This window comes from Myxococcus sp. NMCA1, from assembly GCF_026810205.1.
GTDB lineage: Bacteria > Myxococcota > Myxococcia > Myxococcales > Myxococcaceae > Myxococcus > Myxococcus xanthus_A.
This window is the reverse complement of record NZ_CP113950.1, coordinates 4751204-4765124: the sequence shown is the minus strand read 5'-3', so window position 1 is coordinate 4765124 and position 13921 is coordinate 4751204. Positions and strand designations below refer to the sequence as shown.

Genomic DNA, 13921 nt, shown 5'->3' with positions numbered 1-13921 from the left:
CGGCTGCTTGCGGCGACGCGCGACTGCGTTACCTGAAATACATGACCGAAGTGAACGCAACCTCGCGTGACTACACGCTTCCCGAGGGGTGCCCCGTCTGCGCGGCGGACCTGCCCGTGCGCGTCACCGCCTCCGGTCCCAGCGCCGTGTGCCGCCATTGTGGCTGGCTGGGTCGGCCCCTCATCACCGTGACCCATCGCGGCCTGCGCGTCAGCTACGACGGCGCGCAGGCCTGAGTCTCGCGGGACATCAACTCGCGGGTGCCGCTGGAGGCTCCTTCGTCCTCGCGAAGGACTCCAGGCGGTCCACCCGCCGCAGCTCGGGAAAGGCCCACGCCCAGAGCGCAACCACCGCCAGCGTGCCCACCGCGCCCGCGACCACCGCGGGTACGGCGCCCACGTACTCGGCGAACCCGCCCGCGCGGAACTCGCCCAGCTCGTTGGAGGCGCCAATGCACATCATGTTTACCGCGCCCACGCGGCCTCGCATGTCGTCCGGGGTGGCCATCAACTCCAGCGTGTGTCGGACCACGACGCTGATCATGTCCGCGGCGCCCGCTATCGCCAGCGCCGCCAGCGACAGGGGCAACGAGCGGCTCATCCCGAAGACGAGCGTGGCCGCGCCGAAGATGGCGACCGCGATGAACATCTTCCGGCCGGTGTTGCCGCCCATGGGCCGCATCGCCAGGAAGACGGCCACCACCGCTGCGCCGAACGCGGGTGCACAGCGCAGCAGCCCCAGGCCCCATGGCCCCGTGTGCAGGATGTCCCGCGCGTAGATGGGCAGGAGCGCCACCGCGCCACCGAAGAGCACGGCGAACAGGTCCAGGGTGATGCTGCCCAGCAGCAGGCGCTGCCGTCGAACGAAGCCGAGCCCCGCGACCAGGGTCGACAGGGAGAGCGGCTCGGCGGACGCTCGCCCGGTGCGCACCTTGAGGACGAGAATCCAGATGACGGAGAGGGCGCACAACATCGCGGAGGCCGTGTAGGCCCCCGTGGCGCCGGCCCAGCCATAGAGGATGCCGCCCACGGCCGGGCCGCCAATGGTGGCCACCTGCCACGTGGTGGAGTTGATGGCCACGGCGCGGGTCAGGTGCTCGGGCGGCACCAGATGCGGGGTGAGCGCGGAGCCCGCCGGGGCATGGAACGCGCGCGCCGCGCCGAAGAGCACCAGGACGCCATAGACGAAGCGCACGTCGCGGATATGGCCCAAGGTGAAGGCGAGCAGCAGCAGGCTGCAGACCAGCATCACCGTCTGGCACACCGCCAGGATGGTCCGCCGGTCCACGCGGTCCGCCACCTGGCCGCCCACCAGACACAGCGACAGGAACGGCACGAACTGCGCCAGACCCGTGTATCCGAGCGCGAGCGCGCTGCCCGTGAGCTCGTAGACCTGCCAGCCAATGGCCACCGACTCAATCTGGACGGCCAGCACCGCGCACAGGCGCGCCAGCAGATAGAAGCGGAAGTCTCGATGATGGAAGATGGAGAGCCCGGAAGCCGCAGCCTGATGAGTCATGCTCGCGGCGCTGTAATCCACGGGCCCGTCACGCGCCACCGTCTGCCTGTGTCGGCTCCCAAGGGGGCAGGGGCATGGGTACGCCAAGGTCGCCGTGATACCTTCCTTTCCCGATGAACAAGGACGCGAAGGACGGGGTGAACCCAGTCTCCACGCCACGCTCGGCTCCACGCCTCCTGGGACGCGTTTTCGCAGTGATGCTGCTGACGGTCCTGGCCGGCTGCCGCAAGTCCGATGCGGAGCGAGCCGCACTGGAGCGGGAGGAAATCGAAGCGCGCATTCGCGACGCCTACTCGCTGGTCCCGTACCGGGCGCTCAAGCTGACGATGCGCGCGGAAGGTCAGCCGAATGCTCCCGCCGAGGTCGCCGCGCTCTGGCAGACGCTGGCGGACACGCGGGAGCTGCCGGCGAAGGCTGCCTCCGAGGAAGAAGCGCTCCGCGTGGCGAAGGCGTACCTGGACCTGGGCGTCGCGTTCTACAAGGCCAAGAAGACGCTGGAGCAGCGCGACGAAGACGAGTTCCCCCTCCTGTGGAACCGCTTCCAGCCGGGCCAGCCGCCTCCGCTGCCGGGCTACGACGCGGGCCAGGAGCACGCGTTCCTCTCCGCGCTGTGGTTCGTGCTGGACGCGGCGGACTCGGGCAACCGTGTACCCGCGACCGACCTGGTGCTCTACGAGCTGTCGCGCGCCACGCCTCAGCCCGCGTGGCCGCCAGGGCTGCGCGTGTCGGTTCGCGGCAGCCGGGGGATGGCTTTCTGCGGCGCGGGCTATCACTACGCGGCCGAGGAGGAACTGAATGCGTTCCTGTCCGAAGCCGAGGCGATGCCCGCCAGCGACTATCCATCGGTGCGGGATGCCTCGCGGGCACAGGTTCGCGAGACGCTGCTGGCCACGGGGTACTTCCTGCGGGCCTGGAACAGAATGGGCCTCAAGCGTGAACGCGCGGCGGAAGACGACCTCGAGCGGGGCCTGGGCTCCCTGGAGAAGCTTGGCATCGAGAATGAGCTGACGTGGTGGGGCTGGGCCTTCATCCACTTCCGCCGGGAGCGCTACGACGAATCCGCGCGCTACCTCGACACCCTGGCGAAGAGTCCGTACCTGGGCGAGACCGAGCGGCGTGACATCCAGGCCAGCGCGGACGCGATGCGCAAGCACGGCGAACGGCTGCCCATCTTCCTCCAGGCGCGGGCCGCCGCCATCCTGGGACAGGCGCTCGTGGCGAGGGCGGGCGGCCCGGAGAAGATCCTCGTCACACTCCTGGGACCGGAGCGGGCAGGGGAGGTCCTGGCGCCCGTCCTGTGGATGAACCGGGTGCGGCAAGGGCTCGCACAGCGCTCCATGGACGACTTCGCCCGCGCGGCGGGGGATTCCTTTGAGGGCGTGCGGGCCGCCGGCGGCAAGGGGCTGAGCGCATTGAAGGAGATGCTGCTGGGCGGTGGGGGAGACACGAGGACGGCGGCGGAGAGTCCTCCGTAGGGTGTTGGCGGGGTGCTGGGGGGCCGTGCTATCCGCTGACGCCGACATGAGTCCGACGAAGAAGGCCGCCGCGAAGAAGGCCCCCGCCGCTGAGCTCCCCACGATTGCCTTCGCGTCGCCCGCGGCATGGGCGTCCTGGCTCGAAGCGAACCATGCCTCGGCGCGCGGCCTCTGGTTGAAGCTGGCGAAGAAGGGCTCGGGCATCGAATCCGTCACCTACGCCGAGGCGCTCGACGTCGCGCTCGAGTGGGGCTGGATTGACGGTCAGAAGAACGCCTTCGACGACACCGCGTGGCTCCAGAAGTTCACCCCCCGGGGCGCGAAGAGCGTCTGGTCCAAGGTCAACTGCGAGAAGGTGGAAGCGCTCATCGCCGCGGGCCGGATGAAGCCATCGGGCATGGAGGTCGTGGCGCTCGCCAAGAAGGATGGCCGCTGGGACGCCGCCTACGAGTCCCAGAGCAAGGCCACCGTGCCCGAGGACCTGGCCCGCGCCCTGGCCGCAAATGCGAAGGCGGCCGCGTTCTTCGCCACGCTCAACGCGGCGAACCGGTACGCCATCCTGTGGCGCGTCCACACCGCGAAGAAGGCGGAGACGCGGGCTCGGCGAATCGAACAGTTCGTCGAGATGCTGGCCCGGCACGAATCGCTTCACGCATGAACGGGGACGAGCCCGGCAAGTCCCATTCCGATACCCGGCGCCGCACGTGTGCCGGAGGGCCGTGCGGCGGACCTGCCGGAAATCCGGCACCCCGCCGGAACCCCGGCGGTGACCCGACCCCGCAGGGTGGTTTCACGCGCACGTCACATCCGGGGTTGCCTCACGCAACTTCATCCTTTTTCACGAAAGGGCGCCTGGAGCCCATGGCACGGTGCGTTTCGCCGCTTCCTCGCGAAGTGGCGCGCCCCGGTGAATGGCCGGACAGCCGGTGGCATCATCATTGCTCCAGGCCGGATGCGTTTCAGCGTCCACGCATCCGCCAAGGGGAAGTCAATCCATGTTGCTCGACATGTACCTGTACTTCGGCCTGCCACTGCGGCCTGCGCCGCGCCGTGCTGCGTCCCAGGCCAGCCAACCCCGCACGTCCTCCACCGAGCGCGCGGCAACGGGAGGGCAGACCGTGTCCGGGGCGCGCGTCCCGGAGCGAAAGGCGGCGCCCCAGTTGACGCTCATCGAGGGGGACGCGGCTGACGTACGATGAGCGGGGAGGCGTGAGCGGGAGAGACCCCATGGACTCGCGGACCCAGCGCTACTTCGAGGACATCCAACTCAAGCACTTCGGGCGCCTGTTCGGCCGGCTCGTTCGTGTCCGCCTGTTCCTGTCGCTGTTGTTGTTGCTGTCCGCCGTGTGTGTCGCCGTCATCGACGGCGCGCCCTGGCGATGCGTGTTCATGAGTGTGGTGGGGGTGGGCGCCTTCACCTGCTTCTTCCAGGAGTTCCGCCGCTTCCAGCGCGACGGCGTCGACGCGCGCAGCGTGCCCCTCAACCTGTGGATGGGGCAGATCATCCTGACGTGCATCATCGTGGGGACAGGCGGCATCGCCAGCCCCGTCCTCCCCGCCGCGTTGCCCCTGGGCTTCTTGTCGAGCCTCACGGCGGCGCCTCGGGAGCGCTCGCGCCTGCTGATGGCGCAGCTGTCCACGCTGATGGTCGTCTCCTTCGTCCAGATCTCCGGGCTGGTTCAGGGGCTGCCCCTGTGGTTCCTCGGCGCGCCGTCGTCCGTCCTGCTCGTCGCGGGCGCCCTCGTCACCGCCATCATGCTCTGCGTGTGCAGCGCCGCGGGTGGCGCCATCCGGACGACCTTCGACAACATGCTGAGCGAAGCGCTCGCCAGCCGCGACGAGCTGCTGGCCACGCATCGCTCATATGCGGGCGCATTGGAGGCCATGTCCGGGGAGATTGCCCACGAGCTGAAGAACCCGCTGGCCACGGTGAAGGGCCTCACCCAGCTCATGGCGCGCGAAGCAGGCCGCGCCCAGCCCGCCGAACGCCTGCAGGTGCTGTCGGGCGAGGTGGTGCGGATGCAGGGCATCCTGGAGGAGTTCCTCAACTTCACCCGGCCGCTGGTACCTTTGACGGTGAGCTCCGTGGACCTGGGCGCGCTGTGTGACGAAGCCCTGGTGCTGCACGAAGGCCTGGCGGCGGGCCACGGCGTGCGGCTGGATCGCAAGGGGACGGAAGGCGTGGCGGCGATGTGTGACTCGCGCAAGGTGAAGCAGGTGTTGATGAACCTGCTGCACAACGCCATCGAGGCCAGCCCCGCGGGCGGGCGGGTCACCGTCGAGGTCCGCGCGCTGCCCGTGGGCGAGGCCCGCGTCTCCGTGCGCGACGCAGGTCCTGGACTGTCCTCCGAGCTCGTGGCCCGTGTGTTCGACGCGGGCGTGACGACCAAGGCCAAGGGCTCCGGGTTGGGCCTGACGGTGGCGCGGGCCCTGGCGCGACAGCACGGTGGAGACGTCACGCTGGCGAACGCGGTAGGAGGCGGATGCGAGGCGGCTTTGACGCTTCCTCGAGAGCTGCCGGCGGAGCTGCTGCGGCCACTGCACGGAGTCGCCCATGTGGGATGAGGCCAAGGAGGGCGGCACCACGCGCGTCCTGGTGGTGGATGATGACGCGGGCGTTCGCTTCACCTTGCGGGAGATGCTCAAGAGCCTCTCCGGCGTGGAGGTGGATGAGGCCGTGGATGGCGAGGACGCGCTGGAGAAGCTGTCGGCGCGGCCCTACGAGCTCGTCATCTCCGACCTGCGCATGCCTCGGATGGACGGCATGGCGCTGGTGCGTCGGCTGAGTACGTTTCCTCGGACACCCCGCGTCATCGTCATCACCGCGCATGGCTCCGAGCGCTTCGCGGTGGAGGCCATGAAGGCGGGGGCCTACGACTACTTCCGCAAGCCCTTCGAGGTGGATGAGCTGCTGGCGGTCGTCTCCCGCGCGCTGGAGTCGGTGCGACTGCGCGAGGAGAACGCGCGGCTTTCGGGTGAGCTGAACCTGTCCCGCTCGTTGGTGTTCGTCTCGGAGCCCATGGCCCGGCTCGCGCAACTCGTGCAGCTGGCGGGCTCCCGGGACGTGACGGTGCTCATCACCGGTGAGAGCGGCACGGGCAAGGAGCGGGTGGCGGACGCGCTCGTCCGGGCCTCGCCGCGCGCGAACCGGCCCTTCCTGCGCTTCAACTGTGCGGCGCTCACCGAGGAACTGGCGGAGGCCGAGCTGTTCGGCCACGCCCGGGGCGCCTTCACTGGAGCCCACCGCGCGCGGCCCGGACTCTTCCGTGAGGCGGACGGAGGCACGCTGCTGCTGGACGAGGTGGGCGAGCTGGCGCCCACGCTCCAGGCCCGGCTGCTGCGCGTGCTCCAGGAGGGCGAGGTGCGACCGGTGGGGGAGGATCGGCCGGTGACGGTGGACGTGCGCATCATCGCCGCCACCCACAGGGACTTGCGCCGCCTGGCCCTGGAGGGCGCGTTCCGCGAGGACCTCTACTACCGGCTCAACGTCGTCCAACTCCGGGTGCCAGCGCTGCGCGAGCGCCCCGAGGACATCCCCGTGCTGGCGCGGGTGTTCCTGGACCGCTTCATCGACCGGTTCCACACTGGCCCGCTGAAAATCCCCGACGGCTTCTTCGAGCGGCTCCGCGCCTTACCGTGGCCGGGCAACGTGCGCGAGCTGGAGAACACGCTGGAGAGCCTGGTCGCGCTGTCCAGCGAGGGGCGCTTGGACCTAGGCCAGTTGCCTTCCGCCGAGCCGGCAGGGGCGGATAGTGGCTCCCCGGGGGCGTCATTGGATCCGGTCCGACCAGGGCCACAGGACGGCGCTCCCGGCGCGGGGCTCAAGGAGCGCGTGGAGGCGTACGAGCGCGGCCTGGTCCTGGACGCGCTGCGCATGGCGGGTGGAAACCGCAGTGAAGCGGCGCGGCGGCTGGGTATTGGCCGGGCCACCCTGCATGACAAGCTGCGCAAGTACGGGCTGGACGACGGCGGGGAAGAGCGGATCTGATTCCGGGAACAAGCGGGCCGCTCGAGTGTTGCGGGCCGTCCTTCCAGCGTCATCGTTCCAGGAGCGTGCATGCATCCCGTGACCCGATGCCTCGCGGCTGTCCTGCTGGCCACCTCCGCAGGCCCGGCGCAGGCGCAGTCCACCCCGCCAGCCCCGAAGCGACCCTACAGCATCTCTCCCGAGCGCACCGAACGCGTCCGCTCGCAGTACACCAAGTTCGAGTACCGCATTCCCATGCGGGACGGGACGCGCCTGTTCACCTCCGTCTACGTCCCCGCGGACGCGTCACCGGGGAAGCGCTATCCCATCATCCTGGTGCGCACGCCGTACAGCGTCGCGCCCTATGGCGTGGACCGGTATCCCCCCGCGCTGGCCCCCACCGAGGCGTTCGAGAAGGACGGCTTCATCTTCGCCTTCCAGGACGTGCGCGGCCGCAACATGTCCGAAGGCGAGTTCGTCAACGTCCGCCCCCACAAGCCGAAGAAGTCGGGGCCGAAGGACTTCGACGAGAGCACCGACACGTACGACACCATCGAGTGGCTGGTGAAGCGCGTGGCGAACAACAACGGCCGCGTGGGGCAGTGGGGGATTTCGTACCCGGGCTTCTACGCGTCGGCGGGCGCCATCGACTCGCACCCCGCGCTCAAGGCCGTGTCGCCGCAGGCCCCCATCGCCGACTGGTTCTGGGATGACATGCACCGCCACGGTGCCTTCAACCTGGCGCTGGCGTTCAACTTCTTCTCCACCTTCGGCAAGCCGCGGCCCCAGCCCACGGACAACGAGGAGTGGCAGCGCTTCGAGCACGGCACGCCGGACGGCTACCAGTTCTTCCTGGACCTGGGGCCTTTGGGCAACGCGGACGCGAAGCACCTCAAGGGGGACGTCGCCTTCTGGAAGGACGTCACCTCGCACCCCAACTACGACAGCTTCTGGCAAGCGCGGAACCTGCTGCCGCACCTGAAGAACATCAAGGCGGCGGTGCTCACGGTGGGCGGCTGGTACGACACCGAGGACCTGTACGGCCCCCTGCGGACCTACGCCGCCATCGAGAAGCAGAACCCTGGCATCTCCAACAGCCTCATCATGGGCCCGTGGCCGCACGGCGGCTGGCAGCGCGGCGGTGGCGAGTCCCTGGGCGACGCGGACTTCGGCTTCGCCACCAGCGAGGCCTACCAGACGCTGGCGCTGGACTTCTTCAAGCACCACCTCAAGGGCGGCGCGAAGCCGGACGTGCCGGAGGCCATGGTGTTCGAGACGGGCGCCAACCGCTGGCGCCGCTTCGACACGTGGCCGCCCAAGGGGCTGCGCGAGACGAAGCTGTACTTCCAGCCCAAGGGCGGACTGGCCACGACGGCGCCCAAGACGACGGGCGCGTCCTTCGCGGAGTACGTGAGCGACCCGGCCAAGCCCGTGCCGTACACGCAGGAGGTGATGACGGGCTGGAGCAAGGACTACATGACGGAGGACCAGCGCTTCGCCGCGCGCCGGCCGGACGTGCTGGTGTTCGAGACGGAGCCGCTGGAGCGCGACCTCACGCTGGCGGGACCGCTGGAGGCGGAGTTGTGGGTTTCCACGACGGGCACCGACGCAGACTGGGTGGTGAAGCTGGTGGACGTCAACCCGGGCAAGGTGCGCGGGTGGCGCAAGGGTGATGAAGAGAAGGGGGCGAAGAACCGGGGCCATCAGCAGACGCTGGTGCGCGGCGAGCCCTTCCGCGGCCGGTTCCGCGACAGCTACAGCGAGCCCAAGCCCTTCAAGCCCAACGAGGTGACGAAGGTGCGCTTCGTCATCAACGACGTGTTCCACACCTTCCAGCGTGGGCACCGCGTGATGATTCAGGTCCAGTCGAGCTGGTTCCCGTTCATCGACCGCAACCCGCAGACCTACGTGCCCAACATCTTCGAGGCGAAGGAGGAGCACTTCACTCGCGCCTTCCACCGCGTCTACCACTCCGCAGCGAACCCCAGCTTCATCCAGGTGGGCGTGCTGCCCTCGTTGGACGAGTAGCGCGAGGGCCCCCACGCGGCCCCCTCCGTTCGCCGCCATCAGGGCTGCTTTTGTGCAGCGGCGAAGGGAAGGGTGTTCTCGTGGGGGTGCCAGCCTTGCGTTCCTGTTACCCTGGGCCTTCATTCACGCGGTGGCACCCGAAACGGGAGGGACATGACCGGCACCCAGGGGCCCGACACCGGGCTGGTGCGACTGGATGGGAGTGAGGGCGAAGGGGGCGGGCAGATTCTCCGCTCCGCGCTGTCGCTGTCTCTCATCACCGGCCGCCCGTTCCACATCACGCGCCTGCGCGAGCGACGTGATCCGCCTGGTCTGCGTCCCCAGCACCTGGCCTGCGTACGCGGCGCCGAGGCACTGTGCGGCGGTGCCGCCTCTTCCGAAGGCGCCACCGTCGGTGCCTCCGAGCTCACCTTCACCCCGGCCCCCGTGCGCGCCGGCGACTACCTGCTGGAGGTGGGCACCGCGGGCAGCACGCCGTTGCTCTTCCAGTGCCTCGTCTATCCGCTGGCCCTGGCCGGCGGAGGACGGCTGACCTTGCGAGGCGGCACGCACCTGCCGCACAGCCCCAGCTTCCACTATGTGGCCACCGTCTGGCAGCCGGTGGCACATGCGTATGGCCTGCCGGTGTTGCTGTCCCTGGTACACGCCGGCTTCTATCCGGAGGGCGCGGGGGAGATTGTCGCGGAGGTGGGGGCGCCGCAGGAGCCGCCCCGGCTGGTGGAGCTGCCCGCGCGAGGCATGCTGCGCGAGGTCCGCGTGTCGTCCTTCACCGGCGGGCTGCCCTTCACCATCGCCGATCGTCAGTCCCGCGCCGCCGTGGGGGCGCTGCGTGAGCGCGGCATCCTGGCGGAGGCGGACAACCGCCCGCTGGCGGTGACGCGCTCGGTGGGGACTGTCACTTTCGTCCTGGCCCAGTTCGAGCACACCATCGCGGGCTTCACCGCGCTGGGAGAGCGGGGCCGTCCCGCCGAGGACGTGGGCCGCGAGGGAGGAGAGGCCCTGGCGCGGTTCATGGAGACGGGTGGGGCGCTCGACGAGCACCTCGCCGATCAGATTCTCCTGCCCGCCGCGCTGCTGGCCGCCGGGCGCCTGGGGCCGGCGTCACCGGGCACCACGCGCTTCACGGCGGCAAGAATCACCGACCACCTCACCACGCACGCCCGTGTCGTGGAGCGCTTCCTGCCCGTGCGCGTCACGGTGGATGCGGGAGGTTCGGTGGAGGTCCGGCCCGCCTGAAGTCCGGGCCGGGACCGGCTCAGGCCACTTCGTCGTCGCCGCGGTTGGAGCCGAAGGTGTTCTGCCCGGCGATGTCCTTGGACGTGTTCCGGTAGGCGCGGATGCCGAAAGGCACGGCGACCACGAACACGAGCCCCGCGAGGCCAATGGCCATCCACGGAATCGGCTTCTGCTTGAGCTGGACGTCCTTGCCGTAGGAGTTGAGGTTGTTGCCCATGGCGCGCTGCTTGGCGGCCTCACGCTCCTCGGCGGTCATCTCGCGGGGGGCCTGGAAATTCTGGACCTGCTTGCGAGGCTGGGCCAGCGCGGCACCACCCGAGCTGAGCGCGAGGACGAGGAGCATCCTGGGAACGAGGTATCGCATATGGCGGGGGAGGCTATCACGACCCAACGGATGGACTGAACAGGGCTTGCACCCTGAGTGAGCGTCCATTACGGGCCGGGGACCCACATTTCCATTCCGGACGCCATGCTGCGCCTGCCCTTCATCGTCCTCGCCAACCTGTACCTCCTCCTGGCCTCCCTGCTGGGCGCCCCCTTCCGGATGATGGCCGCCAGCCACCGGCCCGCCTACGTCCGCTTCCGGCTGACGGGGGATCCGCCGTACCGCGAGCGGCGCCGCCGTCGGTTGCAGCTGGGGGGAAGCCGCCCCGAGCCGTCGGATGTCACGTCCGTGGAGCGCCTCCGCGAGTCGTTGGAGTTCCTGGCGAAGGACGGCCGGGTGAAGGGCATCCTCCTGGAGGTGGAGGACCTGACGGTGCCCGCGGCGAAGCGGGATGCGTTGGTGGCGGTGCTGACGGCGTTCCGGGCCCAGGGGAAGCGGGTGGTGGGCTGGGCGGTCCACGTGGACAACGAGGGATATGCCCTCCTGTGCGCGGCGGACGAGGTGCTCCTGCCCCCCATGGGCCGCGTGGAGCTGGTGGGCTACGCCGCCGAGGCCACCGCCTTGGGCGCGGGCCTGTCGCGCGCGGGCATCCGGCCGCAATTCATCCGGCGCGGGGACTACAAGACGGCACCGGAGCTCTTCACCAGGCCCGCCGTTTCGGACATCCAGACGCGGACGGTGGAGTCGTTCCTGGATGAGCGCTACGCGGACCTGGTGGACGTGGTGGCTCGGGGGCGGAGGAAGACGCCGGAGGAGGTCCGGGCGCTGATCGACCAGGGGCCCTTCAGTGCCCGCCGGGCGCTGGACACGGGGCTGGTGGACGCACTGGTGAGCGAGGCCAACCTGCCCGCGCACCTGGGGCTGGTGAAGCCGGAGGACGGGGAGGAGGAGACGGAGCTGGAGCCGATGGAGACGTACCTGTCCACGGTTCCCCTCCCGCCGGTGCGTTGGAAGCGAATGCGGCGGAACCCGCGCGTCGCGGTGGTGCCTGTGTCTGGGATCATCATCCCGGGCAAAGGTGGCGGTGGGAAGATGGCGACCGCGGAGACGGTGGTGAAGGCGCTGCGCGCCGCGGGGCGGGACAAGCGGTCGAAGGCGGTGGTCGTCTACATCAGCAGTCCGGGCGGGACGCCGCTGGCTTCGGAGCAGATGCTGGAGGCCGTGCAGCGTGTGGCGCGGAAGAAGCCCGTCATCGCGTACATGGACCGGGTGTGCGCCAGCGCGGGGTACATGGTGGCGGTGGGCGCGAAGGAGATCTGGTCCGCGCCGCACGCCATGGTGGGCTCGATTGGCGTCTTCGCTGGCAAGTTCGATGTGTCCGGGCTGATGGAGAAGCTCGGGGTGCACAAGACGGTGCTGGTCCGGGGGAAGAACGCGGCCATGCTCTCGTTCTCGCGTGGCTTCACGCCGGAAGAGCAAGCCACGCTGGAGGCCGAGGTGGAGGAGATGTACCAGGCGTTCCTCGACATCGTCGCGAAGGGGCGGGGCCGGACGAAGGAGGAGATCCACCAGTTGGCGGAGGGCCGCGTGTACTCGGGCGTGCGCGGCAAGGCCGTGGGACTGGTGGATCAGGTCGCGGGCTTCGAGGAGGCCTGCCGACATGCGCTGTCGCTGGCGAAGGTGGACGCGGCGGAGCGGTTCGAAGTCATGACCTATGGCGCGCCCAAGCAGCGGGTGAACCTGTTGAGGCTGTTGATGGGGGCGTCCCATGCGCAGACGTATGCGCTGTGCCCCACGGCCTTGAGCCTGAATGGGTTGGGCGGCACGGAGGCGTTTGAAGATGCCGCGCGCTTCGGGGTGGCCGACGTGGTGGGTAGAGTGTTTCCTGATGACCAGTGGCCATTCGGGGGCTGACGGGCGCGAGCGGTAGACTGGAGGGATGCTGAAGGCACTCGCGTTGCTGACCGCATCCTGTCTGGCCCAGGCGGAGGCTTCTTCCACCGCGCAGGTGGAGGAGAAGCTGCCGTTCGTCACGAGCCTTCACTTCGAGAATGACGTGTTGGCCAAGAGCGACCGGCTCTACACGAACGGCGTCCGCATCGAGCACTTCGGGGAATACGACGGGTGCCGTTCCATCGCGCGGACGCTGCGGCTTCCGGACGGCGTGCAGCACCGGTACCTCTGTGGCGGCTCGCTGGCGCAGAACATGTACACGCCCAGCCGCATCGTTCCGTTGCCGGAGCAGGAGGTGTTCCCGGATCCGAATGACCGGCCCTATGGGGGCTGGCTGCACGGCGGCATCTTCTTCCAGCACATCTATGCGGGAAGGGCGCCCGCGGATTCGTCGAGGCTGACGCTCCAGGCCACGGTGGGCGTCACCGGCCCGGCGTCCGGAGCGGCGCAGACGCAGCGCTGGCTGCACCGGACGCTGAACGACATCTTCGGGCACACGGTGGCAAGGATTCCGGTGGGTTGGGAGAAGCAGTTGCCCACCGAGCCCGCGTTCCACTTCTCCGCGCTCCGCGAGCAGCCGCTGCTCTGGAGCCCCGTGGTGGACGTGACGTGGTCAGCCGGGGCGATGCTGGGCACGGTCTTCGTGAACGCGAGCCTGGGAGGGACGGTCCGTGTGGGCTATCTGGCCCGGCCGTATGGCCTGGCGCCCATCATGCCGTCCATGGTCAAGGAACTGGAGGCGCAGCGGGCGCCGGGAGAGGCATCCTCGGAGCTGATGACCATTCGAGATGAACGCGCCTGGGAGGCCTACCTGTACGCGCGGGGGCAGGCGAGGGTGGTTGCGAGGAACCTGTTCCTGGACGGAACGCTCTTCCGTCCGAGCATCAGCGTCCGGAAGGAGCCCATCGTCGGGGACAGCGAATTCGGCGCGGCCTTCCGGGCGGGCGGGTTCCAGTTCGGGCTGAGCATGGTCTTCCGCTCCCAGGAACTGGCCGACCCGCCGAATCCGCTATTGTCCGGTCACCGGTTCACCCAGATTCAGCTGTCGTACTTGCACTGAAGCCTGGGTGACCAATGACTCGCACAGTTAGTCCGGACCGGATGCCAACAGAAAACTGGCTGCGGATCCTCGTCAATAGCGGCGCGCTTCGCTTTCCTCAGGCGCCGTCGGAGTGGGGGTCCCCAACTTGCGGCGTATCTTTGAGGAGCGCGAGAGCAAGCCAACGGCAGTGAATACGAGCTAGCCAAAGCAACTCGAAGGACGCCATGGGCGTATGTCGATGATCCCCTCCGCGCCCCCGGTTCTGCCGCCCAGCGAATCACGCAGGCTGTGGATCTAGTGCCAGCCTACGATGCCCCTACTGCTCCCCTCTCTGCTGGAGGCGAGATACTGTTCACCATAACTCGTTGCGAGCCGGG

At 69.2% G+C, this 13921-nt stretch carries 12 protein-coding genes; 10 read left to right on the top strand and 2 right to left on the bottom strand.

Annotation, left to right across the window (positions count from 1 at the left end; translation table 11 throughout):
• Positions 1–41: 41 nt before the first annotated feature.
• Positions 42–236, top strand: a complete 195-nt coding sequence (locus OZ403_RS19825) for a hypothetical protein (RefSeq protein ID WP_140796509.1) — start codon at positions 42–44, stop codon at positions 234–236.
• Positions 237–249: 13 nt separating this feature from the next.
• Here OZ403_RS19825 and OZ403_RS19820 read toward each other — a convergent pair whose 3' ends face one another.
• On the bottom strand, positions 250–1518 hold the full coding sequence (locus tag OZ403_RS19820; RefSeq protein ID WP_442929593.1) for an MFS transporter: 1269 nt from the start codon (positions 1516–1518) through the stop codon (positions 250–252).
• 197 nt (positions 1519–1715) lie between these two features.
• Between OZ403_RS19820 and OZ403_RS19815 the strand changes: the two genes are divergently transcribed.
• From OZ403_RS19815 to rtcA, 7 genes are all read left to right on the top strand, one after another.
• Complete coding sequence (locus OZ403_RS19815) at positions 1716–2993, top strand: hypothetical protein (protein ID WP_268781460.1); 1278 nt, start codon at positions 1716–1718, stop codon at positions 2991–2993.
• Positions 2994–3039: 46 nt separating this feature from the next.
• Positions 3040–3651, top strand: coding sequence for a YdeI/OmpD-associated family protein (locus OZ403_RS19810; RefSeq protein WP_140791999.1), 612 nt, complete (start codon positions 3040–3042; stop codon positions 3649–3651).
• Between the two features lie 337 nt (positions 3652–3988).
• A complete protein-coding gene (locus OZ403_RS19805; RefSeq protein ID WP_140791997.1) occupies positions 3989–4192 on the top strand; it encodes a hypothetical protein in 204 nt (67 codons plus the stop codon).
• A gap of 28 nt (positions 4193–4220) precedes the next feature.
• Positions 4221–5558 carry a sensor histidine kinase gene (locus tag OZ403_RS19800; protein ID WP_140791995.1) on the top strand — a complete coding sequence of 446 codons (1338 nt, stop codon included), beginning with the start codon at positions 4221–4223 and terminating at the stop codon, positions 5556–5558.
• Entirely contained in the window at positions 5548–6981 is a 1434-nt protein-coding gene (locus OZ403_RS19795; protein ID WP_140791993.1) for a sigma-54-dependent transcriptional regulator, read from the top strand. Before OZ403_RS19800 ends, OZ403_RS19795 begins: the two co-directional genes overlap by 11 nt.
• Before the next feature lie 69 nt (positions 6982–7050).
• Positions 7051–8988, top strand: coding sequence for a CocE/NonD family hydrolase (locus OZ403_RS19790; RefSeq protein WP_268781459.1), 1938 nt, complete (start codon positions 7051–7053; stop codon positions 8986–8988).
• A gap of 153 nt (positions 8989–9141) precedes the next feature.
• The gene (gene rtcA, locus OZ403_RS19785) at positions 9142–10224 is read left to right on the top strand and encodes an RNA 3'-terminal phosphate cyclase (RefSeq protein ID WP_268781458.1); all 1083 of its coding nucleotides are present in this window, start codon (positions 9142–9144) and stop codon (positions 10222–10224) included.
• Positions 10225–10243: 19 nt separating this feature from the next.
• On the opposite strand, the gene OZ403_RS19780 is transcribed toward rtcA, so the two are convergent.
• Positions 10244–10567 (bottom strand): hypothetical protein, encoded by a 324-nt coding sequence (locus OZ403_RS19780; RefSeq protein WP_268781457.1) that lies wholly within the window; start codon positions 10565–10567, stop codon positions 10244–10246.
• Positions 10568–10645: 78 nt separating this feature from the next.
• On the opposite strand from OZ403_RS19780, the gene sppA reads away from it, so the two are divergent.
• Positions 10646–12463 (top strand): signal peptide peptidase SppA, encoded by a 1818-nt coding sequence (sppA, locus tag OZ403_RS19775; protein WP_268781456.1) that lies wholly within the window; start codon positions 10646–10648, stop codon positions 12461–12463.
• Positions 12464–12488: 25 nt separating this feature from the next.
• Positions 12489–13562 (top strand): lipid A deacylase LpxR family protein, encoded by a 1074-nt coding sequence (locus tag OZ403_RS19770; protein WP_268781455.1) that lies wholly within the window; start codon positions 12489–12491, stop codon positions 13560–13562.
• Positions 13563–13921: the final 359 nt, after the last annotated feature.